The 24,126-nt window shown below is 54.0% G+C and carries 18 protein-coding genes and 1 riboswitch; of the genes, 9 read left to right on the top strand and 9 right to left on the bottom strand.

What is annotated here, in order from left to right; genetic code table 11:
- Positions 1-112 precede the first annotated feature (112 nt).
- On the top strand, positions 113-1,108 hold the full coding sequence (locus Q4G72_RS04005; RefSeq protein ID WP_303310144.1) for an aspartate-semialdehyde dehydrogenase: 996 nt from the start codon (positions 113-115) through the stop codon (positions 1,106-1,108).
- A 233-nt stretch (positions 1,109-1,341) separates the two neighbouring features.
- Positions 1,342-3,285 (top strand): TonB family protein, encoded by a 1,944-nt coding sequence (locus tag Q4G72_RS04000; protein WP_303310143.1) that lies wholly within the window; start codon positions 1,342-1,344, stop codon positions 3,283-3,285.
- A 3-nt stretch (positions 3,286-3,288) separates the two neighbouring features.
- Here the strand turns inward: Q4G72_RS04000 and Q4G72_RS03995 are convergent, their stop codons facing one another.
- The 4 genes from Q4G72_RS03995 to dxs all read right to left on the bottom strand — a co-directional run bounded on the left by Q4G72_RS03995 (position 3,289) and on the right by dxs (position 9,852).
- Positions 3,289-4,047, bottom strand: coding sequence for an alpha/beta fold hydrolase (locus Q4G72_RS03995; RefSeq protein WP_303310142.1), 759 nt, complete (start codon positions 4,045-4,047; stop codon positions 3,289-3,291).
- 152 nt (positions 4,048-4,199) lie between these two features.
- Positions 4,200-5,669: a T9SS type A sorting domain-containing protein gene (locus Q4G72_RS03990; RefSeq protein ID WP_303310141.1), complete on the bottom strand. Its 1,470-nt coding sequence runs from the start codon at positions 5,667-5,669 to the stop codon at positions 4,200-4,202.
- A gap of 330 nt (positions 5,670-5,999) precedes the next feature.
- The gene (locus tag Q4G72_RS03985; RefSeq protein WP_303310140.1) at positions 6,000-7,205 is read right to left on the bottom strand and encodes a T9SS type A sorting domain-containing protein; all 1,206 of its coding nucleotides are present in this window, start codon (positions 7,203-7,205) and stop codon (positions 6,000-6,002) included.
- Between the two features lie 703 nt (positions 7,206-7,908).
- On the bottom strand, positions 7,909-9,852 hold the full coding sequence (gene dxs / locus Q4G72_RS03980) for a 1-deoxy-D-xylulose-5-phosphate synthase (protein WP_303310139.1): 1,944 nt from the start codon (positions 9,850-9,852) through the stop codon (positions 7,909-7,911).
- Between the two features lie 215 nt (positions 9,853-10,067).
- Between dxs and Q4G72_RS03975 the strand changes: the two genes are divergently transcribed.
- Entirely contained in the window at positions 10,068-11,147 is a 1,080-nt protein-coding gene (locus Q4G72_RS03975) for a lysylphosphatidylglycerol synthase transmembrane domain-containing protein (RefSeq protein ID WP_303310138.1), read from the top strand.
- A 92-nt stretch (positions 11,148-11,239) separates the two neighbouring features.
- On the opposite strand, the gene Q4G72_RS03970 is transcribed toward Q4G72_RS03975, so the two are convergent.
- Positions 11,240-11,653: a hypothetical protein gene (locus tag Q4G72_RS03970; protein ID WP_303310137.1), complete on the bottom strand. Its 414-nt coding sequence runs from the start codon at positions 11,651-11,653 to the stop codon at positions 11,240-11,242.
- A gap of 239 nt (positions 11,654-11,892) precedes the next feature.
- Here Q4G72_RS03970 and Q4G72_RS03965 point away from each other — a divergent pair, with 239 nt between their 5' ends.
- From Q4G72_RS03965 to Q4G72_RS03940, 6 genes are all read left to right on the top strand, one after another.
- Positions 11,893-12,180 carry a LysM peptidoglycan-binding domain-containing protein gene (locus tag Q4G72_RS03965; RefSeq protein WP_303310136.1) on the top strand — a complete coding sequence of 96 codons (288 nt, stop codon included), beginning with the start codon at positions 11,893-11,895 and terminating at the stop codon, positions 12,178-12,180.
- 200 nt (positions 12,181-12,380) lie between these two features.
- Positions 12,381-12,494, top strand: a riboswitch (SAM riboswitch).
- 374 nt (positions 12,495-12,868) lie between these two features.
- The gene (locus Q4G72_RS03960; protein ID WP_303310135.1) at positions 12,869-14,245 is read left to right on the top strand and encodes an O-acetylhomoserine aminocarboxypropyltransferase/cysteine synthase family protein; all 1,377 of its coding nucleotides are present in this window, start codon (positions 12,869-12,871) and stop codon (positions 14,243-14,245) included.
- 155 nt (positions 14,246-14,400) lie between these two features.
- On the top strand, positions 14,401-15,432 hold the full coding sequence (metX, locus tag Q4G72_RS03955; protein WP_303310134.1) for a homoserine O-acetyltransferase MetX: 1,032 nt from the start codon (positions 14,401-14,403) through the stop codon (positions 15,430-15,432).
- A complete protein-coding gene (locus Q4G72_RS03950; protein WP_303310133.1) occupies positions 15,410-16,681 on the top strand; it encodes a homoserine dehydrogenase in 1,272 nt (423 codons plus the stop codon). Before metX ends, Q4G72_RS03950 begins: the two co-directional genes overlap by 23 nt.
- Positions 16,682-16,848: 167 nt before the next feature.
- Positions 16,849-17,730: a Cif family virulence factor gene (locus tag Q4G72_RS03945; RefSeq protein WP_303310132.1), complete on the top strand. Its 882-nt coding sequence runs from the start codon at positions 16,849-16,851 to the stop codon at positions 17,728-17,730.
- A 129-nt stretch (positions 17,731-17,859) separates the two neighbouring features.
- Entirely contained in the window at positions 17,860-18,762 is a 903-nt protein-coding gene (locus Q4G72_RS03940; RefSeq protein ID WP_303310131.1) for a S66 peptidase family protein, read from the top strand.
- 18 nt (positions 18,763-18,780) lie between these two features.
- On the opposite strand, the gene Q4G72_RS03935 is transcribed toward Q4G72_RS03940, so the two are convergent.
- From Q4G72_RS03935 to cysS, 4 genes are all read right to left on the bottom strand, one after another.
- Positions 18,781-20,073 (bottom strand): MutS-related protein, encoded by a 1,293-nt coding sequence (locus Q4G72_RS03935; RefSeq protein ID WP_303310130.1) that lies wholly within the window; start codon positions 20,071-20,073, stop codon positions 18,781-18,783.
- 52 nt (positions 20,074-20,125) lie between these two features.
- Positions 20,126-21,433, bottom strand: a complete 1,308-nt coding sequence (locus tag Q4G72_RS03930; RefSeq protein ID WP_303310129.1) for an alpha/beta fold hydrolase — start codon at positions 21,431-21,433, stop codon at positions 20,126-20,128.
- Between the two features lie 103 nt (positions 21,434-21,536).
- The gene (locus Q4G72_RS03925; protein WP_303310128.1) at positions 21,537-22,559 is read right to left on the bottom strand and encodes a M28 family peptidase; all 1,023 of its coding nucleotides are present in this window, start codon (positions 22,557-22,559) and stop codon (positions 21,537-21,539) included.
- Positions 22,560-22,601: 42 nt separating this feature from the next.
- A complete protein-coding gene (gene cysS / locus Q4G72_RS03920; protein WP_303310127.1) occupies positions 22,602-24,107 on the bottom strand; it encodes a cysteine--tRNA ligase in 1,506 nt (501 codons plus the stop codon).
- Between the last annotated feature and the right edge of the window lie 19 nt (positions 24,108-24,126).

Below are 24,126 nucleotides of genomic sequence, written 5' to 3'. Positions count from 1 at the left end.
GGGCCACCCGGCAGGGCACACGCCGGATCATGCATCTAAGTAACTGGCTTTTCCCGACATTTGCCATGCTTTGGGCTTTGCCCAGGGCTTCATTTTTTTGCTGTACGATTTTATGAAAGTCGCAATTGTAGGTGCCACCGGCCTGGTTGGGGGCGAAATGCTGAAAGTTCTGGCCGAGCGCCAGTTTCCGGTTACCGAGCTTCTGCCCGTTGCCTCAGAAAAATCAGTGGGTCAGGAAATCGAATTTCAGGGCCGTAAGTTTAAAGTCGTTAGTATGGACGACGCCATTGCGGCCCGTCCGGACGTGGCCATATTCTCGGCAGGCGGCTCTGTTTCTAAGGAGCAGGCTCCGCGCTTTGCGGCAGTAGGCACCGTTGTCATTGATAACTCCTCCGCCTGGCGCATGGACCCGACCAAAAAGCTGGTAGTGCCCGAAATCAATGCCAAAGAGCTGACTTCTGAAGATAAAATCATTGCCAATCCTAACTGTTCTACCATCCAGATGGTGCTGGCTCTGCACACCCTGCACGATGCTTACCGCATCAAGCGTATTGTGGTGAGCACCTACCAGAGCGTAACGGGCACGGGTAAAAAAGCCGTGGACCAGCTCATGCAGGAGCGCGCTGGCAGCGAAGTAACCAGCCCGGCTTATCCGCACCGCATCGACCTGAATGTGCTGCCTCACATTGATGTGTTTGAGGACAATGGCTACACCAAGGAGGAAATGAAAATGGTGAAGGAGACCAAGAAAATCATGGGCGACGACTCCATTCAGGTAACGGCCACTACGGTGCGCATTCCCGTGGTGGGCGGTCATTCAGAATCAGTGAACGTGGAGTTTGAGCGGGAGTTTGAACTGGCCGACGTCTATAAAATCCTGGCCCAAACGGAAGGTGTGGAAGTGGTTGATGATCCTGCCCAAAACCGCTACCCCATGCCCAAAGATGCCCATGGCAAAGATGCCGTATTGGTAGGCCGCATCCGCCGCGACGAATCCCAGCCCCGTACCCTGAACATGTGGGTGGTAGCTGATAACCTGCGCAAAGGTGCTGCCACTAATGCCGTGCAGATTGCGGAGAAAATGCTGAAAATGGGGCTGTTGCGTTAAGCAGCCCCATTTTCCTTACCGTTCTATTCTTTCTTCTATTAGCTGATTAGCAGACTTATTGGCGCAACCTTGCTGGCAGTTTGGTATTCCTCTACAGCAGCTCGGGAAGTAGTGCCCCATATGCCTACCCAGAAGCCCGACAGTAGCCAAGCCCATCCTATGGCCGTGCAACTGCACAATATTTCGCTGCGCATCAGCAGCAAATAGTATTTCACTTATACCTTCTATTCCTTTTGAAGACTCTGATAGTCGGGGCATTCCTGCTCCTAACCAGCACCCGCGTATTGGCGCAGGAAGAGCAAAAAAAAGCTACCAACGAAGTATACACCTATGTGGAGCAGATGCCAGTTTTCCCGGGCGGGCAAGAGGGCATTTTTAAGGCGCTGGGTCAGGTTATCCAGTATCCCACTGAGGCATTGCAGCAACGCCTTGCCGGTAAGGTATTTGTCAGTTTTGTAGTGGGCCCTACAGGACGCATACAGGATGTGAAGGTGGCAAGAAGCGTGCATCCACTCCTCGATTATGAAGCAGTACGGGCAGTACAGGCGCTGGCTGATTTCACGCCGGGCCGGCAATTGGGGCGCGCCGTGTCCGTGGCCTTCACGTTGCCGATAACCTTTCAACTGCCAAAAAACGTGGAAGAAATACTGGCTCAACGTGTGGCGGCCCGCATGGCCCCGCCTACTGCCGGCGCCCAAGACACGCTGCCGGCCACGGCGGCTCAGCCTATCTACACCGCCGTGGAGAAAATGCCGGTGTTTCCCGGCGGGCAGGAAGCGTTATACCACTTCATTGTACGAAACTTGCGCTATCCAGAGCAGGCTAGCGCGCAACGGTTGCAGGGCCGGGTATTTGTATCGTTTGTGGTTAATACCTCCGGGCAGGTAGAGCAGATCAGGGCCATTACCAACGTGCATCCTGTTCTGGAAGAAGAAGCCAAACGCGTGGTTAGCTTGTTCCCTGCTTTTGAGCCTGGCCAGCAGTCGGGGCGCAAGGTAGCCGTCAGTTTTACCGTGCCCATCTCATTTCATCTGAACCCAAACAACGGCAAAATCCCCGGCCAGCAGGCCAGCAGAGAAGAAGCTGCGGCCGCCAATCTGCTGAATGAAATAACTACTTGGCAGAATAGCCGCATCGGTTATACAATGTCGGGGCTGAATCTGCAGGATGCGCCGCCCCTAGCGGAACACCAGGTACAGGAGCAGCTGCGCAACTTTGACTATCCTACTGATGCCTTACGCTTGGGCCTGCAAGGCCGGGTCAGAATTAGCTTCAGCCCCGATAGCAGCGGGCGCGCTACCAATGCCCGGATACTGCAGGGCCTTCATCCAGCCCTTGACCAAGCAGCGCTGCTGGCTGTTGTCCACGGCGTTCAGCTTAAACCGGCCCAGTTGCGTGCCCTGCAAGGCAAAATGCTGATAGTATCCGCACTGTTTCAGCTGCCGCCCCGTGCCGACGAGCTACTGGCGCAGCGCATGGGGGAAGAGGCAGTGGCTCCCAATCCGGGCTTTAGCGCGGCACAATACCCCGGTGGGCCGGAGGCCTTGTACGCTTTTCTGGCGGCGGCTCCCTACCCGGAGGCAGCCAGGCAGCAGCTACTCAGCGGCCGCATCTTCATCACTATTACCCTGGATGCCAGCGGCTGGGTGAAAAGTATGGAGCCGCTTATGTCGACCCCGCCTTCCGGCGCAGAAACGACGGCTACCAAGGCCCGGGGCAAGGCGCTGGATGAACTGTATGAAGCGGCTATGCAATACCTCACGCAAATGCCCCAGTGGCAACCTGCCCGCTGGAATGGGCAGCCCGGCCCTACCTCATTCACGTTGCCCCTCACCTACTACGCTCTGCCCCCGGCTACTCCCGCGCCCATGATATATGCCTACGCCGATGAGATGCCGGTACCGGTTAAGAGCAACATCCTGCAGGCTTCCTCACATCGGCTCAACTATCCCCCAGAAGCGTTACGGGCACAGGCGCAGGGCTTAGTGTGGGTGTATTTTGTAGTAGATGAAACCGGCAAAGTAACGCAACCCGTTGTGGTAAAAACACCCCACGCCAGTCTGAGCGAGGAGGCGCTAAAGCTTGTGGCTGGACTACCGGTTTTTAAACCAGGACGCCACCACGGCCAGCCGGTGAAAGTGGCGCTAATGCTACCTGTCACCTTTGCCATAAAGTAGAAGCTACTTCCCGAACACGGCACCGGCAAAATCTATTACGGCGCGGCGGGTTAGCTCAGGTTCTTCAAAGTACCCTAAGTGGCCTACGTTACTCAGAAGCAAGGCATGACTCTGAGCTGGCAGTGCCAACTGAGGCAGAATGCTTTCCACGGATACGGCTACGTCTTCCTTACCCACAATAAACAGCACCGGGAAGCGCGCATTGCGCAGCACCTGGGTGCGGTCGGGCCGGTCACGCATGGCTTGCAGGGCGCCTAGCACGGTGGTTTCAGGTGTGGCTTTCCCAATATCCTCCAGGAACTCGCGCCGATCCAACAACCGTTCCCGATTTACGGGCGCAAACAGGGGGCGAATAAAGGACTCCATAAACTTTTCCACCCCATTGCGGCGCACAAAGTCCATGTTCTTATCCCGGTTGGCTTTCTTTTCTTCCGTATCGGGCAGGGCCGTAGAATGAAACAGCACCAGGCCAGCCACCATTTCAGGGTAGCGCTCTGCAAAAGCAAGGGCTACATACCCACCCATGCTATGGCACACCAGTAGTGCTTTGTCCACGTTTTTCTGCCGTAGCTGTTCGGCCACGTAGCGTGCCTGCGCTTCCATGGAGTAGTCCCGGATATCGTGCACATTCGTACCATGACCCAGCAAATTCAGGGTCACCAGACGGTAATGATCGGGAAAGCCACGAGAAAAGTCCGTCCAGACCTCGCGCGATTCGCCAAAGCCGTGGAGAAAGAGTAGCGTGGGGTGAGCGTCAGACATATTAGTAGCAGAGTACAGGCATGGAAAAAACAGGGCTAATTTATGTGCAGAAAGGCACAATCTACTAGCATAACTGAAAGGTAATGACCAACAAAAAGACCAGGACGTTTCCGTACCTGGCCTTTTTGTTGGTCGTAAAATTGGCTTACCGCTTATTTGCGGCTCAACTTCAATACTTGCTGCTGAGCACCCTGACGGATGGTGAGGTAGTATACACCACCACGCAGTGTAGCTGCTTCTGGTAAGCCTACTTTCTGCAGGCCCATACCCGACGTCGTTACTGTGCGCGTCAGCAATTTCTTGCCTAATACATCATATACGGTGAAGACGATAGGACCAGCGCCTATGGATTCCACTTCTACAGCCACATTCTTATCGAATGGGTTAGGGAATGCCGAAGCTTTGAAGCTGGCTTTGCTGGTCCGTACCTGCAGTGCTGCTACGCTGGAATAGGCAAAGGTGCCATCCGTGTTAACCTGGCGCAGACGGTAATACACCGTGCCTGTAGCGAAGGAAGGAAGGCCGGCATCCACAAAGCTGTACTCGGTGCGGCTCATGGTGCTGCCTGCGCCGGCGCGCTGGCCAATGGCTACAAACGAAATACCATCTAAGCTGCGCTCCACTACAAACGACTCACTGCTCTTTTCTGATGCCGTAGCCCAGGTGAGCAGTGGCGCTTTGCTATTCCAAGAAGCACTAAAGCTGGCAAACTCGACCGGCAGAATGACACCGTTTACCGTGATGATTATAGAGGCTGTGCCCGGGCAATTAGCAGGTGTTGTAGGACCAGTTACAGTGTATTGGGTGGTTCTTAGTGGATTAACCGTTATCTGCGCCCCTGAAGATGGGATTGTAGTCGTTGTAAAACCATTGTAGGCCTTCCAAGTGTATGAACCAGAAGTGCCACCACCTGCTGTTAAAATAACAGAGCCTCCAGGCGAAACATTGTTATCTGCGTCGTTTGAGTTTAGGCTTAAATTACTGGTAGTAGCAACTGTGATTTTCTGTGAAACTGTACCAGTACAAGTAGCACTTGTGGTCTCAACGGTATATGTAGTTGATGCTTGTGGGGTAACAGTAAACACACCACTCGTATTGCTATCAATAGTCGCACCATTAGCCTTTAGAACATAGGTGCCATTACCACCACTTGCATTCAGTGTTACAGCAGTTCCGGGACATACAGTTGATGATCCAGCGCTTGAGGTAAGCGTTAGAATTGGGTTGATTGTAAAGTCAACGTATGTAATCTTACTACAACCGGTAGAAGTAAGCCGGTATACCGTCGATGTTGAAGGATAAACAGTAAGAAAAGCTGTACCGCCTGATACTGTTCCTGAAGTAACAGGGGTCACGGTAGTGCCGGTTACTATCTCCCATTTATATACTGCAGCACTAGTAGACGAGGCCCCAGAGAGCTGAATAGAAGAATTTGAATTGGTAGTGGGACAGTAGGTAATATCTGCTACCCCACTTTGGCCTTGGGGGATTTTTTGGCCTTGCTGTACTCCATTAATGAAAGCCGTAAGCTGGTTTGAACATCCTGCCTGGCCATTACTAACGAAAGGTAATGCAAATAAACTGAGGCAGAAGCAAGTCAGAAATGTGTAAAGTGTTTTCATAGTGGAAAAGGTTCGGTGATGCATTCGACTTAATTTATTACAATATGCAAAACTACGGTATTAATCCGAAGGCACCATATGATGTTTTTTATATGTTTATTATGAGAGTGTAACCTTATGTAAAGATAGTCCCAAGGCAGGTCACTGGTTATCACTCAGAAGAATTATCCTATTTTCATCACCATATTTTACACATTAGCAACTCCGCCCTAGTTTGAGCTTTTAGCTACTTGTGAGCTTTCCAAAATATTCAAACTAGCTTTTTTGGTACGCAAAAAGACCAGGCCGGATAGAGCCTGGTCTTTTCGGTAAAAGGTAGTAGTGGCCCGCCTAGTTATGACTGAGCTTGATTACTTGTTGCTGCTGCCCCTGGCGTACGGTTAAGTAATAGATGCCTGAACGCAGCGAAGCAGTTTCTGGCAACCTAATTTCCTGCAGACCCACACCTGAGGCTGTGACCGTGCGCGTCAGCAACTGCTTGCCCAGCGCATTGTGCACCGTGCAGGTGATGGTACCGGCACCCAAAGCTTCCACCTCTACGGTAACAGCCTGCGCCGAGGGGTTAGGGAACACAGTAGCTTTAAAGTTGGACCGACTGGTAGGTACTTGCAGGGTTTTAATGGCCGAGTAGCTGAAGCTACCATCAGTGTTCACCTGCCGCAGACGGTAGTACACTGTGCCAATCGTCGAGGCCGACAGGCTCAGGTCCGAGAACTGGTACTCACTGCGGGTGGTAGTGCTGCCCGCCCCGGCGCGCTGGCCAACCGCCGTAAACGTGTGCCCATCCAGGCTGCGCTCCACCACAAAGGAGGCGCTGCTTTTCTCTGAGGCGGTAGCCCAGTTCAGTTGGGGCGCTTTGCCGGCCCAAATGGCTGTGAAGCTCGCAAATTCTACTGGTAGAATGACCCCGTTTACCGTGATGATTAACGAAGCAGAGGCAGGGCAGTTACCAATTGTAGTATTACCGCTCACCGTATATTGAGTTGATGACCTTGGATAAACCGTTACCTGTGAGCCTGAGGAGGTGATAGGAGTACCATCACTAGCGGTCCAGGTGTAGGCACCAGCGGTACCACCACCTGCTGTCAGGATAACCGCAGTACCTGGGGCTACATTATTATCCGGGTCGTTCGAGGTTAATGTCAGGTTGTTCGTGTTTACAATTATTCGCTGTACTACGTCGGCACCACCGCAATTATCTGTCTTAGTAGTTATAGAATAGATGGTGGAAGTAGTAGGATTCACATCAAACACACCCGTCTGGTTCTGATCAATTAAAGTACCACTGGAATTACGCAGGAAATATGTCTCCCCCGCGGTGGCACCAGCTGCGGTTAAGGTTACCGTTGTGCCGGGGCAAACGGCACCGGTGACAGGCCGGCCATCCTGCGTAGCAGTAATGGAAAGCGTAGGAGCTAGGGTCAGAGTGAAAAAATTGGTCTTAGGATTATTACAGTTGATGTCGCTACGTAGCGTATATGTGGTATTCGTCGAGTTGACAGGCAGACCAAACGTATAAGTAGAATCAATTGGCACATACCGCTTGCTTACTCTAACAGTATCTGTACCGGTACCTTTATAAAGGATAAAGACAGTATTAGTTAACGGCTTGACAACTACTTGGGAAGCCGTTGATTGAAGCGAAGGACAGTAGTAACTGGTAATGTCGCCAGAGCCATTATTTATATCTACTGTTTCCACACCATTTACAGCAGTAGCTGAGTTGGAAGGGAAAGAAATAGTAAACTGCCCGGAACAGTTATTCCCACCACCAGGTGTCCCTCCCCCACCACTTCCTCCACCCGGATTAGTTGGCTTTTGCCCATAACCAATCGTTACGGAGCCAAACAGAAGAAGAAAGAGACTCAAAAACGCGTATATATTTTTCATGTTGCAGGTATTAACAAGAGAGCGAAAACTTAATTTTCTGCAATACGGAATACGCCTACTACATAGTTATGAAATAGTATTAAATAAATTATTTACCTCATTTACAGTGATATATATCATAATAATATATTGCTTAGCCTATGATTTGGCACTTTTATTTTATTAAAATAGTTATAAAATAATGAAGCTTATTTTATATTCTTAGCTCAATAACAACCCCACTCATGTCAAATACTTCTCATAGCTAGAGGCTACTCTAGTTGACTGCAGGCTCCCTACAACGCCAGGAACGCAAAAAACCGAAGCAGCTGACGCTGACTTCGGCTTTAAGTTTAAAGGCATCAAAGACTTACAGCAGCACTTTTGCCTTAGGCGCTGTAGCTACCACCTTCCCGTGCATCTCGCGCAGCGCGGCGGCTATGCCGGCGGCATCGAAACCACACTCCTTATATAGCTCGTCCTGGGTGCCGTGCTCTACCACGCGGTCCGGAATGCCAAGGCGCTGCACAGGCAGGCTATAGCCGTGGTCGGCCATGAACTCCAGCACCGCCGCACCGAAGCCGCCCTGCAGGCAGCCATCTTCCACGGTTACAATGGCTTTATACTGGCGTAGGATGTTGTGGAGCATTTCCTCATCCAGCGGCTTGCAGAAGCGCATATCATAATGCCCGGGGTTAAGTCCCTCGGCCAGCAGCTGCTGGGTGGCTTTCACAGCATAGTTGCCGATATGGCCAATACTGAGTACTGCTACGCTCTCCCCATCACGCACTACGCGGCCAGTGCCAATAGCCAGTTTCTTGAGTGGCTTGCGCCATTCCGGCATCACGCCCTCGCCACGAGGGTAACGGATGCTGAAAGGGCCGGCATTTTCCGGGAGGCTGGCTGTATACATTAGGTTGCGCAACTCTTCCTCGTTCATGGGGGCTGAAACCACCATGTTAGGGATACAGCGCATGTAAGCCAAGTCGTAACAGCCGTGGTGCGTGGGGCCATCGGCGCCGGCAAAACCGGCGCGGTCAAGGCAGAAGACTACGTGTAGATTCTGCAGCGCTACATCATGCACCACCTGGTCGTAGGCACGTTGCATAAAGGACGAGTAGATATTGCAGAACGGTACCAGACCCTGTGTAGCCAGGCCCGCAGAGAAGGTTACGGCGTGCTGCTCAGCAATACCCACGTCGAAAGCCCGGTCGGGCATGGCCTCCATCATAATGTTCAGCGACGAGCCCGAGGGCATGGCCGGCGTCACACCCATGATTTTGTCGTTCTTCTCCGCCAACTCTACTAGCGTATGCCCAAACACATCCTGATACTTAGGTGCCTGGGGTGTAGAGTAGGTTTTCTTATGAATCTCGCCGGTTACCTTATCAAACAGACCGGGCGCGTGCCAGAGAGTCTGGTCTTTTTCCGCCAAAGCATAGCCCTTGCCCTTCACGGTAACGCAGTGCAGCAGCTTGGGGCCGGGAATGCTTTTCAGGTCATTGAGGATAGTGACCAGATGCTGCACATCGTGGCCATCTACCGGGCCAAAATAGCGGAAGTTTAAAGCTTCAAACAGGTTTCCCTGCTTCAGTAAGGTGGCCTTCATTGCTTGCTCCACCCGGCGGGCAATCTGCTGGGGGTTGGGGCCAAACTTGGAGAGTTTACCCAGCACATTCCACAACTCGTCGCGCACCTTGTTGTAGGTGCGGGAGGTGGTAATGTCGGTAAGGTATTCCTTGAGCGCGCCCACGTTGGGGTCAATGCTCATGCAGTTATCATTCAGAATAACCAGCAGGTTGGATTTCTCCACGCCAGCGTGGTTGAGGGCTTCGAAAGCCATGCCAGCCGTCATAGCACCGTCGCCAATAACGGCAATATGCTGGCGGTCGAATTCTCCTTTGTAGTCTGATGCCACGGCCATGCCCAGTGCGGCGCCAATGCTGGTAGAGCTGTGCCCTACACCAAAAGCATCATACTCACTCTCCTTGCGCTTGGGAAAGCCCGACATGCCGCCGTAGCGGCGATTGGTAGGAAACTGCTCCCGCCGGCCCGTCAGGATTTTGTGGCCGTAGGCCTGGTGGCCAACGTCCCATACCAGCTGGTCGTAGGGGGTTTTGAAGACATAGTGCAAGGCTACTGTCAGCTCCACCACGCCCAACGAGGCGCCAAAATGGCCGCCGTAAATGGAAACGGAATCAATGATGAATTGCCGCAGTTCCTGGCTGAGCTGAACCAACTGGTCTGGGCTGAGCTTTTTTAGGTCGTCGGGCGAGTCAATAGCGGCCAGCAGGGCACCGGGTTCAACAATCATCTTTGGGAAGGACAAATAGCAGGAACTAACAGGGCAACAGATAACCTTGGGAAAGGTTAAGGGCAGCTACCAGATAGCATCCCCATAGTGGGCAAAGGTACGAGTTTTCCGGGCCAGCGGTTTATCCCTTTCCTCGCGCTTTTGGACTTCTTACCTTCCTTACTTCGCTCTGGCTGAATATTGGCTACTTTTGCCCATCCCCACACCGCTTGCTTATGCCGCTTACCCAGGACTCCGAGGAACAGCAACTACTCGATAAGCTTCGGCCGTCGCGCATTGTGCTGCCCGTACTTATCGGGCTGGGAGTGGTGGGCTTTATGTTCTGGCGCAGCTACAAGCCCGGCGACCTAGCCCCGCTGGGTAACGCCAGCCCCACGTGGCTGCTTATTTCCTTGCTGGTGCTGGTAGCCCGCGATGCCGGCTACGTTTATCGGATCCGCGAAATATCGGAGCGAGTACTTAGCTGGCGCGCTTCCCTGGACATTATTATGATCTGGGAGTTTGCCTCCTGCCTGCTGCCATCGGCTGTGGGCGGTACCTCAGTAGCCCCCATTCTGCTGCACAAGGAGGGTATTACCTTGGGTAAGTCGGTGGCCTATGTGATGGTAACGGCCCTGCTTGACAATCTATATTATGTAGTGATGGTACCCTTGGTGGTATGGCTGGCGCACGAAGGGCTGTATCCGGCTGAGTCCCTGCAAAGCGGGTTTATGACCACACTCAAAATAGCCTTTGGGCTGAGCTACGTGATGGTATCGCTGTATTCCGGGCTGATGCTGTATGCGCTGTTTATCAACCCAATGTCCGTAAAGCGGCTGCTGGTGCGCTTGTTTTCTGTGCGTGGCCTGCGGCGCTGGCGCGCCAAGGCCTATCAGCACGGCAACGAAGTAGTGTGGGCCTCAGCCCAGCTGCGTGGGAATGGTGCAGGCTACTGGCTGCGGGCCGCGCTCAGCACCGCCTTTGTCTGGACGGCGCGCTACCTCGTGATTGGCTGCCTGATTGCGGCATTCGTGAACGTATCGGCCAGTGAGTTTACCATGATGTTTGCCCGCAACATCACCTACAAAGTCATTTTGCTGGTGGCTATTACCCCAGGCGGCGCGGGTATAGCGGAAGGCGCTTTCCCCACTTTCTTTGGCAAGTTTATTGGCACAGCCACCATGACCAGCTTTATGGTGTTGCTCTACCGCATGGTCACGTACTACCTGTATCTGGTGTTGGGTGCGGTATTCCTGCCGCGTTGGGTGGCACGCATATATGGCAGGCGCACGGCTCAGAAGCTCATGCATTCTTAGCCAGCCATTCCATAGCAACACAAAAAGGCCTTTCTACCACTGGTAGAAAGGCCTTTTTGTGTTTTTGTCAGACTTTGATTTTCAACCGGAGCTTAGTCGGCCTCCAGCATCATTTGCGAGCCATCGGGGGCACGCAGGGTAATTTCATCTTTGGTGAGGTTTACGACATCGAAGGCCATTGAGTTGCTACCACCGGTGGGCGTGAGCGTAATTTTTTTAGCCGTTTGGTCGAAAGTGTAGGTGCCCTGCATCGTCTGGGTAGGGGACGTCATATTGAAGTTACCATTGGCAAAGAAGCGTAACTCCGTTTTCTTGTCGGCGCTGGTCTGGTCTACTTTGTCGCCGGTGGCGGTAGTCTCTTTATCGGTTTTCCAGACTTTGCTGTCGGTACCGTAAAGCATATTGGTTTCGCCTACTTTATTTTCCTGCTTACAGGAAGTAGCAAACAGGGCTACCAATACCAGCAAGCTGGCCAAGTAGCGCAATGGGAAGGGCATTAGTTTCATAGGAAATGGATGAGAAGTTGGGAGAAACTTTCAAGTCGAAATACCCGTCAGCTGAACCAGCTTTTCCAACGGATAGCAACTTCTTACGATAGCCTCTGCAAAGAGTTGGGATAAGTCTATCGGCTCTCGGAATAACAACTAAATTCATTAATCCGCGTACGATTCAGTGTTACATCCCCATGGCTTTCAGGCCGATGGGAGTATGTCTTGCTCCTCTCCCACTACTAAAAACCAATCCCATGGGACTCTTTGATTTCTTAAATAAAGGCGAACAAAAACCCGTTCAGCCTACCACGAAACCCAACACCGGCAACACTGATTTCTTTGGAAATACCAACCAGCCGGCGGCCACTACCCAGGGCGAAACTTATACTGTAGTTTCCGGCGATTCGCTTTCCAAAATTGCCAAGCACCATTACGGCGACGCCAGCAAGTGGCACCAGATTTACGAGGCCAATAAAGCCACTATTGGCTCCAACCCCGACCATATTGAAGTAGGCCAGGTATTAACTTTACCAAAAATTTAATTTCAGGCGCTACTTCCTCCAAACGCCGTTCTGCCCCGCAGAACGGCGTTTTTTTGTTCCTATCCAGCGCATTCGGCCGGCAGGTTTACACAGGAGAAATTGAAAATAGAAGGCGCTGAATTTTGAGTTCTCAATTCGGCGTGTACATTTGCATTTACCAAACCGGTACTCCCCCGCTCGCGGCGGGGCAGTTTTCATAGGATTTATACAGAAGCGGCGAGAGAACAGGCTCCGTGACCCGCTGGCAACCTTCGACCGCGCGAAAGGTGCCAATTCCTGCCCAGACCAGCTGTTGCTGGCGGGAGATATAAGTTGAGTGCCATGGAAAACACCCTCGCTTTCGCTTTATCGTATCCGTTTGCTGCGGCCGCTTCTCTGCGTTCCGGCCTTACTACGGATGTTTGTGTTTCCGCCTTCGCTACTGCGCGAATGCGCTGCTGTTGCAGCGCGTGTTGTTGCTGTTGCTAGCCACCTAAAGGCGGCTCCTTCCAGCACCCTTCCTCTTTTCCTGTTTGGTTCTCGACGAACAACCCCTCTGGGTACTTCGCAGGTCTAACCACATCCTAACCCCAGGCATTTCAGTGCTTTTGCCGGTTTCAGGAGGGTTTCCGCTACGTTTCATCGTGGCCTTTTCGCGCCCTCGGCGCTTCCCCTAGTCAAAACATTCTTCTCTAAATACAGCTCCATTATGTCTACGCAAAACCTGCACTTCGAAACCCTTCAGTTGCACGCCGGCCAGCAGCCCGACCCCGTAACCGGCTCCCGCGCTGTACCGATTCATCAGACGACCAGCTACGTGTTTAAAAACGCGGAGCACGGCGCTAACCTGTTTGCCCTCAAGGAATTCGGCAACATCTACACCCGTCTGATGAACCCGACGACGGACGTGTTTGAACAGCGTATTGCGGCGCTGGAAGGCGGTGTAGCAGCACTGGCCGTGTCCTCGGGGCAGGCCGCACAGTTCATTGCACTCAACAACATTCTGCAGGCCGGCGACAATTTCGTTTCCACCTCTTTCCTGTATGGAGGCAGCTATAATCAGTTTAAAGTAGCCTTTAAGCGCCTGGGCATAGAAGCCCGCTTTGCGGATGGCGACAAGCCTGAGAGCTTTGAGGCGCTGATTGATGACAATACCAAGGCCCTATACCTGGAAACCATTGGCAACCCCAGCTTTAGCGTGCCTGATTTTGACCGCATTGCCGCTATTGCCAACAAGTATGACTTGCCACTGATTGTAGACAACACGTTTGGCGCGGGTGGCTACCTGTTCCGCCCCCTGGAGCACGGCGCGCACATTGTGGTAGAATCGGCCACGAAGTGGATTGGCGGGCATGGTACCAGCATTGGCGGCGTTATTGTGGATGGTGGCAAGTATGATTTCGGCAACGGCAAGTTTCCGCAGTTCACGGAGCCCTCGGAAGGCTACCACGGGCTGATATTTAATGATGTTTTTGGTAAAAATGGGCCGTTCGGCAACATAGCCTTTATCATTCGGGCCCGGGTAGAAGGCCTGCGCGACTTTGGTCCTTCGCAGAGCCCATTCAACTCTTTCCTGCTGCTGCAGGGCCTGGAAACGCTGAGTCTGCGCCTGGAGCGCACCGTAGAAAACACGCAGCGTATTGCTACCTGGCTAGAGCAGCACCCCCAAGTGGAGCTGGTAAACTATCCTGGTCTGAAAAGCAGCCCGTATTATGCGCTAGCGCAGAAATATCTACCGAAAGGTGCCGGCGGCGTCCTTACTTTCAGCATTCGCGGCTCCAAAGACACGGCCACCCGGTTTATTGACAACCTAAAACTGGTAAGCCATCTGGCCAATGTAGGCGACGCCAAGACCCTCATTATTCAGCCTTCTGCCACCACGCACCAGCAGCTTTCCGAGCAGGAGCAGCAGGCAGCCGGTGTACTGCCTACGCTGTTGCGCCTTTCAGTGGGCATCGAGCACTTTGAGGACATCCGCGCCGACCTGGCTCAGGCGTTTGAAGCCGTTCGGGAAGAAGCACCCCAACTGCAGGAAACTACCCTGCTGGAACCCAAGCGGGAGCACGCACAGCCGCTGGAGGTATAAGCTCAACAACAAAATACAGTCATTGGGTTGGGCCTTGCTGGCACTCAAGAGTCTATTGGGTGGGACTAGGACTCGTCGGCATTAGGGCTCAACCCTTTCTATCACGGCGCTGCCCTTGGGGCAGCGCCTATTAGGACTTTCCTTCCGGACACACCATGCCTGAAGACCTATTATTCACGCTGCCTAAGCCTCTGCAGCTGGAAGGGGGCGGCCAGCTTGCCGGAGCGCAGGTAGCCTACCGCACCTACGGTACCCTAAATACAGACCGCAATAATGTGGTGTGGGTGTGCCATGCCCTTACAGCCAATGCCGAGGTGCTGGCCTGGTGGCCCGGCTTGTTTGGAGCGGGTTGCTATTTTGACCCGGCTGACTGGTTTATTGTGTGTGCCAATGTGTTGGGCTCATGCTATGGCTCTACAGGCCCGCTTTCCTCTGATCCTGAAACCGGCCAGCCATGGTACCAGACATTTCCCTTACTCACAGTGCGGGACCTGGTGGCGGCGCATGAGCAGTTGCGGCAGCATTTAGGACTAGCAAGGATTCATATCCTGATTGGTGGTTCTTTAGGCGGTCAGCAGGCCCTAGAATGGGCTGTGCAGCAGCCAAACCTCTTTGCCCACCTGGTAGTGCTGGCTACTAATGCCCGCCATTCTCCCTGGGGCATTGCCTTTAATGAAGCGCAGCGGCTGGCTATTCTAGCCGATGAAACCTACCACGCTGCCTCTCCAACCGGTGGGCAGCGCGGCCTGAAAGCAGCCCGGGCCATGGCTCTGCTAAGCTACCGCAGCTACGATGCCTATCATCAGACCCAGGCGGAACCAGAAGATGATACCCTGGAGGATTTTCGGGCCAGTGCCTATCAGCAGTACCAGGGCGACAAACTGGTAGCGCGCTTTAATGCCTATACCTATGTGGTGCTATCCAAAGTCATGGACTCACACCACCTGGGCCGTGGGCGCGGCGAGGTGGCCACTGTGCTGAATGGCATCAAAGCCCGCACGCTCATTATCGGCATTGGCTCCGATGTGCTGTTTCCGCCTTCTGAGCAGCGCCTGCTGGCGCGGCATATACCGGGAGCTATGTACGCTGAAATGGATTCCCGCTTCGGCCACGACGGTTTCCTGATTGAAACCGACCAAATCACGCATTTTCTCGAACAATTTCATGTCCAGACCTTCGCTCACTAGCTTGTCGTCCGTCTCATCCTCTCCTCTGCGCATTGGCCTTATGGGCTTTGGCTGCGTAGGCCAGGGACTGTATGATATTCTGCAGCAGCTGCCCGGGTTTGGGGCCGAGGTTCGGCGTATAGCGGTGAAGAACCCCACCAAAACCCGTTCCTTACCGGCCGACCGATTTGAATACCACGCTGATGCTTTGCTGGACGACCCGGAGCTGGATGTATTGGTAGAAGTAATTGATGATGCCGCTGAGGCCTTCCGGTTGGTAAAAGCAGCCCTGCAGCAAGGCCGCCGGGTAGTAACGGCCAACAAGGCCATGCTGGCCCGCCACCTACCGGAGTTGGTGCAGCTTCAAGATGAGTTTGGCGGCACGCTCTTATACGAAGCGGCCGTTTGTGGCAGCATTCCCATTCTACGCACCCTGGATGCCCATTTTGGCAGTGAACCCCTACGCTCAGTCAGCGGCATTCTGAACGGCTCTTCCAACTATGTGCTCACGCGCATGACGCAGGAAGGCACTGATTATGCAGCCGCGCTGGCCGAAGCGCAACTGTTGGGCTTCGCTGAAACCGACCCCACGCTGGATATGGCTGCCTTTGATCCTCGTTCTAAAGCCGTGATTCTGGCTGCTCATGCCTATGGCTTATTCCTGAAGCCAGAACAGGTGTTGCATCTGGGCATTGAAGGAATTACCCCGACGGATATTGCTTATGCTAAAGCTCAGGGCCTTAAAATAAAAGTAGTGGCCACCCTCGAGCAGCTTCCCGATGGACGCGTAACGGCACTGGTCGCTCCTACTTTTGTTGCTGAAAGCTCCCCTTTATATACGGTAGAGCACGAGTTTAATGGCGTCATCCTTGAAGCAGCTTTTGCGGGCACGCAGTTTCTGCGGGGGCGCGGGGCCGGTGGGCATCCTACCGGCTCGGCTGTTCTGGCCGATCTGGCCGCTTTACGGCAGAAGCGCGCCTATACCTACACAAAGCTTCGGCAGCCGGCTGCTGCCTTTACAACTGATCTGGCCGTGGAAATTTACCTGCGCAGCCCATCCGAAAGCATACGGGAAGACTTGGCTTTAACCGACATTTCGCTGGAAGGCACCGGCCCGGATGGATACTTTGCGGTGGGCTTTACCACATTAGCTCGGCTTCTGAAACAACGGGAGAAGCTGCGGGAAGCAGGAGCACTGGTAGTGCGCACTGGGCCCATAAGCGCACTACAGGAAGCGCGACACTCGGCCCAGGAAGCTCTGGCGCAGTAAGAAGAAGTGCATAGCCACAGGAGCAGCAGCTAAGCCAACCCATATCAGCCAGAGAATGTGTATATTCCAGTATGGAATCTGGCCGGTTTTTTCATCCATGAAAAACCAACCGGCTCAAGCATTTGCTACGGCCGAAAGGGTGTTGCCAGTTCTTACTGCTTTGCTCTATGCTTACTGCCCTGCTTTTCCCTCTTTTCAGTTTGTTGGCGGGCTGGTGTGCCCAACCAGCCGCGGCCACGCAGCGCGAGAAAACCGTGCGCAATGACTTTGAGGCGCTAGTGGAAGCGGAGCGCACTTTTGCTGCCTATGGGCAGGAGCATTCCGTGCAGAATGCCTTTAGCAAATACCTCAGCAATGCGTTTATGCTGCATCAGGGCCAGTTTATGCGGGGGCGCGATATTTACGCGCAAGCCCCGGATCAGCCCGGCCGACTGGTATGGCGCCCGGTCTTCGCTGATATTGCCGCTTCCGGTGATCTAGGCCTAACCACGGGGCCATGGGATTTTCGACCTAACACGCTGGCCGATGCGCCCACACGCTTTGGTGATTTTGCCACTATATGGCGCAAAACCAGCACTGGCAGCTGGGAGGCCGTCTACGATGGAGGCATCAGCCATGCAGCACCCGCCAAACCGGTGACTGAGCAGCTTCGGCCGGCCCGCTATGCTCTCAAGCAGGAGTCGGCGCCGGCGGATACGGCCAGCCGGCGGGCTGAACTGGCGCAGGCAGAGGCCGATTTTGCCATCCGTGCCCGCAAGTGTATGCGCCAGGCGTATCAGCCGATATTGGGGCCCACCGAAAATTTGCGCCTGCTGCGTGAGGGGGAAAAGCCTTTGCTGACCACCGCCGCCTGGGCGCTAACCAAAACCTCTACCCAACCGCTGAATCTGCAGCCAGTAAAAACCGAGGTGTCGGCGGCAGGTGATTGGGGCTACTCCATTGGCTATGTAGGGCAGCTGCCGGAACGGGGGCAGTTTCTGCACGTGTGGCGCCGCATAGATGGGCAATGGAAACTAACGATGGAAGTGCTCAGTGCGCGCGTAAACTGAATTAGCCAGTCTATTTCATTCAGCAAATACATCCGTATAAGCCCATCGTTTGGGGCACTTTGCTGATGAAAAGCTGCTAGTGCTCCCATATTTGTTCCGTAGGTTTGTTGCGCCTCCATTTGCTGCGCTATGCCTACTGTTCCTGCTCCGCTTCGCTCTCAAGACCGGGTTGCTATTGTGTGTACTGCCCGAAAAGCATCACATGAAGACCTGGCTACCGCTATTGCTACTCTTACCAGTTGGGGGCTGGAAGTAGTACTCGGCGAAAGCACGAACATTGCCCATCATCAGTTTGGCGGTGATGATGAGGTGCGGCGCCGTGACTTCCAGCGCCAACTCGATGACCCCAGCATCCGGGCTATTCTCATTGCACGAGGCGGTTATGGTACCCCGCGCATCATTGACCAGCTAGATTTTACTCGCTTCGCGGAGAACCCGAAGTGGATAGCTGGTTTCTCGGATATTACCACGCTCAACTGCCACCTGCTTCGTCTCGGCCACGAAAGCATTCATGGCGTTATGCCCATATTTTTCCACCAGCCCGGTGGCGAGGCAGCACTGGAAAGCCTGAAGCGGGCCCTGTTTGGAGAGCCTATTATATATACTGTCCCGGCTCATGAACTCAACCGTTTCGGTACTGCGGAGGGGGAGCTGATTGGCGGCAACCTCAGCATGCTGCAAAATCTGACGGGCACGCCCTCTGATTGTCCTACCGATGGCCGGATTCTGTTCCTGGAAGATACCGATGAGTACCTCTATGCCATTGACCGGATGATGGTACACCTGGAGCGCACCGGCAAGCTGCGCCACCTGGCTGGCCTGCTAGTAGGCCACTTCAGCAACCCGCAGGATAACCAGGTTCCCTTCGGGCAGACGCCTTATGAAATCATTGACACGTATGCGGGGCGTTATAATTTCCCGGTAATTTATGGCTTCCCGGTTGGTCACGAACCGGAAAACATGGCCCTGATCTGTGGGCGGCGTACCCGAATAACGGTGGACGAGAGTGGAGCGCGGGTGGAATATGTGTAAACCTTATTTGGGCGCTATTTAAGGCTGTAGCAAGTGGTATAATCCTTCTTTCTCAAATAGCAACCGCCCTATTTTAAGGCTTGACCATCCGGGCTGTAGGCGGTAGGTAAAACGCGGTGTGCTTTCTTCTAGCAAGCATTCTATACAGTATGCACGAATGCAGGGCAAGGAAGGGAGCCGGGTTTCCAGCTGCAGCAGGTGAGTAGAAATCATAAAGCATGAATTCGGGAAGCCGCTTAGGCCGTTAACCGTCGCCTGCGTGATTTCCGTGGCATCGTCCACATTTGTGCCTCGAAACAACTCATCGAAGATGGCAAACGTGCGGCCCGGCAACTGAGCTGCCTGCAATACGGATTTTAGATTCTGCAGCTCAGCCATAAAGTGACTATAGCCATCTTTCAAACTATCGGCTAGGTTACCGGCAACTACGATGGAATGAAAGAATGGCAGTTGACAAGATGCCGCAGGCACTCCTACGCCCAGGTGAGCCAGGTATACACATAAGCCAACCGCCTTTAGCAAGGTAGATTTCCCTGACATATTTGGTCCGGTCAGAACCACTATAGTATCAGTTGGGCCCAAGGCCAGCGTATTCTTTACCGGGTGTGGCAGCACGGGGTGATAGAACTCCTGCAGTTGTAAGCCTTCCTCCTGAAAAACGGGAAAAACAAATCCGAAGTGGAGCATGCCTTTTGCCAGCGACCAATACGCTTCAAACTCATTAAACCCTGTCCAGAAAGCGGCTATTTCCTCGGTGCTAACTGCCAAGAGTTGCCGGGCAAAGCGCACCATTTGGCCACTGGAAAAATCATCTTCCTGAATGGCCTGGGCATAAGCACTCAGGCTAAAACCCTCTAAAAACCGGATCAGCATGCCAAGCCGGGGCTGAAAGCAAGCCGGAAACACACCAACATTCAGCCGATGCAAATACCGCTGCTGTAGTTGATGCAGAAAGGAAATAGTTTGAATGCAACGGGCTCTACTAACATACCGTGCTTCCTCAGACAGCAGGAGTTTAACGGTCAGGCGCAGCCGGTTTTTCTCCAGCATGATCCGACCATGACTAACATCCAGAAGAAAAGCCCGCACCTCCTGCAAGGCAATTTTTTGGTAAGAAAAGTCGGCTAATACAGTCCAATTAGCCAAAAAGCCTTTGATAATGTCCTGCTTTTTCTGGATCAGCCCGATGGAAGGTGGCAACTCATGCAGCAGTTGCAGTAAGGTATCCTCTGCCTCCTGGTTATAGGTGTAGTTGAATAGAGGAAGGATATCGGCCTCAATCTTTAAGTCCTGAATGTGTATCACCCCCATTTTTATGAAAGAAGCCTTAAACTGCTTTTACCGCCAGCATACTGATTTTCTATTACTTGACTTCGGCATTGTTCAAAAACTGCAGTACCGTCTGGTTGAATAACGGACCATTTTCTTGCGGGGCATAGTGCGTAAGCCCAGGCAGAATAACCAGCTGGCTTCGCGGAATATTCTGAGCAATAAGACGGGTGTGCGCCTCTTTAATAACGTCCTTCTCCCCGGCTAGTACCAGTACCGGAGCCGTTATGGCGCGTAACTCGGCGGGTTTCATATTCGGATAGTTCAGTAGCAGGGTGCTGAGACGGTAGCCCTTGTGCCACTGCTTTTTGAAAGGGCCCAGCAGTGTCAGAATCCGCTTGGTATGGCGCACCTCCTTCAGTAGTTTGGCATCCACGGCAGTAGTATCGGCATAGAGATTAGCACCCATGGTTACCAGACTTTTTACCTGGGCCGGATAGCGCAGGGCCATGCTCAGGCCGGTGTTTCCGCCGTCGCTCCAGCCCACAATGTGGGCGGCGGGCACGTGCAGGTGCTCCAGTAGCGCATGTATATCATCCGCAAACAAATCGTAGCTAAGCCGGCCCTTGGTGGCCGCCGACTTGCCCTGGTCGCGGGTATCTACCGCAATAACCTGGTACTGCTTTGCCAGCGTCCCAATTTGCTGGCGAAAGCTGCTGATGGATTCTCCATTGCCGTGCAACAGCAGCAGGGGCTCGCCCTGCCCGTAGGTTTCGTAGTAGAGCTTTACGCCGTTGACCACCGCATAGTGGCCTGTGGATTTGTTGCGGCCGTAGGGCACAATATGCTGCCCGGTGGTGCGCAGGTAGTGGTTGCCGACAGTATCAGTCGCAACTTCCTGAGTAAAGCCAGTTACCTGCTGGAACTGCCGCCAGCCCTGGTTACCGGTCAGGAGTGGGCCGGCACCTTCAAAATCAGCGTTCAGGAGAGGAAGCTTTAGCCACTGCCCGGGCGCAGCCTCTACTTCCAACAGAAAGTCATCGAAGCCGAAGCGGCCGTTCATATAGTAGCCCAGCACCATCTGCAGGGAATCGGCCTGCTTACTCAGCTTGCCCTGCACGCTATAGGTGCGCCACTGGGCATCCTTAATGTTTTGGGGAAGGCGGGCGGAGCTAAGCCATTTGGTTTTAGAGTCCAGCACGGAGGCTGCAATCCAAGCATCAGCCCCATCGGAGGCGGCAGTATCTACCTGTACGCGCGCCGATAGCCGGTAAGGGCGCCCGGCATAAGCCCGCACGCTCACCCGCTGAAACAAGCCGTCGGCCACGGATATTTTGGGGGCCGTCTGGGCGTGGGCAGCAGCGCCCAGTAATAGCATCAACAAAGTCAGAGGTCTTTTCATACGTGATGAAGAGCCCGCAATGGGGCCTGGGGTGGCAAGGGCAGAAAAAAACTCCGGCAGTACTACTTGCCGGAGTTTTTTCTTGATTTTCAGCTGGCGGTAACTATTCGCCATAGATTACCTGCAACACCGTCTGGCCCACGGCCTTAAGCGTACGCCGGTCGATGATGCTCATATTATCCTGCGTGGTATGATGGTAGGCGGGGAAAACCTCTTCGCCAAACGGAAGGGTGTCAATAATATCAATGGTGCGGATACCTGCCTTGTTGGTATACACGTGGTCATCGGTGAGAGCAGGACCGTCGCGGAACAGGAAGAAATCAGAGAAGCCGATTTTAGCGGCCGTATTCCACACTTTTTCCACCACATCGGCCGCCATCTGGCGCGATTCACCCTCGCGGCTGAACTTAGCATTTTGGGCGCCTACCATATCCAGCAGAATACCATAGCTGGGCTTATAGCCAGCGGGCAGCAAGTGCGAGGCCCAGTACTGGGAGCCCAGACACCAGCTGTCTTCATCGGGCAGTTGGTTGCGCAGCTCGCTTTGTGTTGATTCGTCGTAGCCGTAATCTTCAGAATCAAACAAAATAAAGTCGATGCCGACGTCCGGCTTCAGACTGTCGGGCTGGGCAGCCAGCACGCGGGCCATTTCCAGAGCTATGCCTACGCCGCTGGCCCCATCAACCGCACCATCAAGCGGGGCATTTTTCCTGGTCTTGTCTTTATCAGCAAAGGGGCGCGTATCCCAATGGCTGAAGATGGCAATGCGGCGCGCTGCCTGTGGCTGAAACTGCGCCACAATGTTGCGGGAACGAAGCATTTTGCCATCAAAAGCCATAGCCTCAAAAGGCTGCTCTTTCACCGTCAGACCAAAGCTTTTAAATGTGCGCACTACCCAGTCGCCGGTTTTCACGTGGGCGGTTGTGTTGGGTACCCGTGGGCCAAACGCTACCTGCCGGGCCGTGTAGGCATAGGCAGAATCGGCATTGAAGCCGGGGGCTTTGGGCAGCTTAGCCTCTTGCGGCGGGGTGGCAGTTTCGGTAGTAGATTTCTTATCCCGGCAGCCGGCGGCCAGTAGCAAAACGGCCAGCGCAACCGAGGTAAGATGAGAGAGGCGAAAGTTCATAGAGTATAAAGAAGGGGTCAGGCTGAGAGAAGGCCGCTATGTTTATTCTTCACTGTAAGCCCAGTCTACACCGGCTTTGGTGTCTTTCACCACAATGCCCTGCTCCTTCAGCGCTGCCCGAATAACGTCCACTTTGGCGTAATCTTTGGCAGCTTTGGCTTCCTGATAAAAGCTAAGCGCCAGCCCCAGCAGATCTTGGGCATTAGCGCGGGGTTCATCCTGCAGGCCTAACACGTCCTGTACCAGCGTGCGGTAGGCGGTGGCTGCCTCTGTTAAAGCGGCTTCACTCACCTGCACCAGCGTAGTGGGGTTGGCTGCGTAGCTATTGAATTTGCGCAGCAGGTTAAACAGGGACGCAATGCAGCGGGCCGTGTTCAGGTCATCGTTCAGGCCAGTGAAGCAATCCTGCGTGAGTTTGCGCAGCTCGGTATCAGCCGGGGCAGTATCGGCAGCGCGCTCGGTGCCTTCCGGCAACACCAGCTTCTCCAGCACGCGCAAACCGTTCATCAGCTTGCGGTAGCCTTTGCGGGCAGCCTGCATGGCCTCATCCGAAATATCGATGGGGCTACGGTAGTGCGCCTGCAGCAGGAAAAAGCGCGCCACCATGGGCGAGTATGCCTGCGACAGGGTAGCATTAGTGCCCTCAAACAGTTCGGAGATGGTAATGAAGTTGCCGAGTGACTTGCTCATCTTGGCTCCATTCACCGTAATCATGTTGTGGTGCATCCATACCCGCGCCTCGTCGGTGTGGCTGTGGCTGCCCTGGCTCTGCGCAATTTCGCACTCATGGTGCGGAAACATCAGGTCCAGTCCGCCCCCGTGGATGTCGGACATCTGCCCCAGGTACTTGCGGCTCATAGCCGAACACTCCAGGTGCCAGCCAGGGAAACCCTGGCCCCAGGGCGAGGGCCACTGCATCAGATGGCGGGCATCAGCCTTTTTCCAAAGGGCGAAATCCAATGGGCTGCGCTTTTCTTCCTGCCCGGCCAGGTTGTCGCGCGAGCCGGCCAAGAGCTCATCTACCACGCGGTTAGAAAGCTTGCCGTATCCGCGCCCAGCTGCATTATAAGCCGGCACGTCAAAGTACACGGAGCCATTCACCTCGTAGCCAAAGCCGTTAGTGATGATTTCCTGAATCAGCTCAATCTGTTCGGTGATGTGGCCGCTGGCGCGGGGCTGAATATCGGGCGGCAGGCAACCCAGCACCTCCACGTGGCGCTGGTAGAGGTTGGCAAACTGCTCGGCTACCTGCATAGGCTCCAGTTGCCGGGCGCGGGCCATTTTGCTGATTTTGTCCTCTCCCTCGTCGGCGTCACTTTCCAGGTGGCCTACATCCGTGATGTTGCGCACGTAGCGCACCGTGTAGCCGAGGTAGCGCAGATAGCGCGTGAGCACATCAAACACCACCGGACCGCGGGCGTTGCCCACGTGGGCTTCGCTGTACACAGTAGGGCCGCACAGGTATACCCCTACAAAGGGGGCATGCAGGGGTTCAAAGGATTCCTTCTTGCGGGTAAGGGTGTTGTAGAGGGAGAGCGGGTGGTGCATCCGGCAAAGATATCATTGG

The organism is Hymenobacter sp. BT730 (assembly GCF_030542105.1).
Lineage (GTDB): Bacteria > Bacteroidota > Bacteroidia > Cytophagales > Hymenobacteraceae > Hymenobacter.
This window is presented reverse-complemented; position numbering and strand designations above follow the sequence as displayed.

Bases quoted from the DNA above. Each gene is read 5' to 3' on its own strand.
- Q4G72_RS03975 (WP_303310138.1), top strand. From the start codon at position 10,068: ATGCCGCTTACCCAGGACTCCGAGGAACAGCAACTACTCGATAAGCTT.
- Q4G72_RS03925 (WP_303310128.1), bottom strand. From the start codon at position 22,559: ATGAACTTTCGCCTCTCTCATCTTACCTCGGTTGCGCTGGCCGTTTTG.
- Q4G72_RS03950 (WP_303310133.1), top strand. From the start codon at position 15,410: ATGTCCAGACCTTCGCTCACTAGCTTGTCGTCCGTCTCATCCTCTCCT.
- Q4G72_RS03990 (WP_303310141.1), bottom strand. From the start codon at position 5,669: ATGAAAACACTTTACACATTTCTGACTTGCTTCTGCCTCAGTTTATTT.
- Q4G72_RS03965 (WP_303310136.1), top strand. From the start codon at position 11,893: ATGGGACTCTTTGATTTCTTAAATAAAGGCGAACAAAAACCCGTTCAG.
- metX (WP_303310134.1), top strand. From the start codon at position 14,401: ATGCCTGAAGACCTATTATTCACGCTGCCTAAGCCTCTGCAGCTGGAA.
- Q4G72_RS04005 (WP_303310144.1), top strand. From the start codon at position 113: ATGAAAGTCGCAATTGTAGGTGCCACCGGCCTGGTTGGGGGCGAAATG.
- Q4G72_RS03945 (WP_303310132.1), top strand. From the start codon at position 16,849: ATGCTTACTGCCCTGCTTTTCCCTCTTTTCAGTTTGTTGGCGGGCTGG.
- Q4G72_RS03970 (WP_303310137.1), bottom strand. From the start codon at position 11,653: ATGAAACTAATGCCCTTCCCATTGCGCTACTTGGCCAGCTTGCTGGTA.
- Q4G72_RS03995 (WP_303310142.1), bottom strand. From the start codon at position 4,047: ATGTCTGACGCTCACCCCACGCTACTCTTTCTCCACGGCTTTGGCGAA.
- Q4G72_RS03930 (WP_303310129.1), bottom strand. From the start codon at position 21,433: ATGAAAAGACCTCTGACTTTGTTGATGCTATTACTGGGCGCTGCTGCC.
- Q4G72_RS03940 (WP_303310131.1), top strand. From the start codon at position 17,860: ATGCCTACTGTTCCTGCTCCGCTTCGCTCTCAAGACCGGGTTGCTATT.
- dxs (WP_303310139.1), bottom strand. From the start codon at position 9,852: ATGATTGTTGAACCCGGTGCCCTGCTGGCCGCTATTGACTCGCCCGAC.
- Q4G72_RS03935 (WP_303310130.1), bottom strand. From the start codon at position 20,073: ATGGGGGTGATACACATTCAGGACTTAAAGATTGAGGCCGATATCCTT.
- Q4G72_RS03960 (WP_303310135.1), top strand. From the start codon at position 12,869: ATGTCTACGCAAAACCTGCACTTCGAAACCCTTCAGTTGCACGCCGGC.
- cysS (WP_303310127.1), bottom strand. From the start codon at position 24,107: ATGCACCACCCGCTCTCCCTCTACAACACCCTTACCCGCAAGAAGGAA.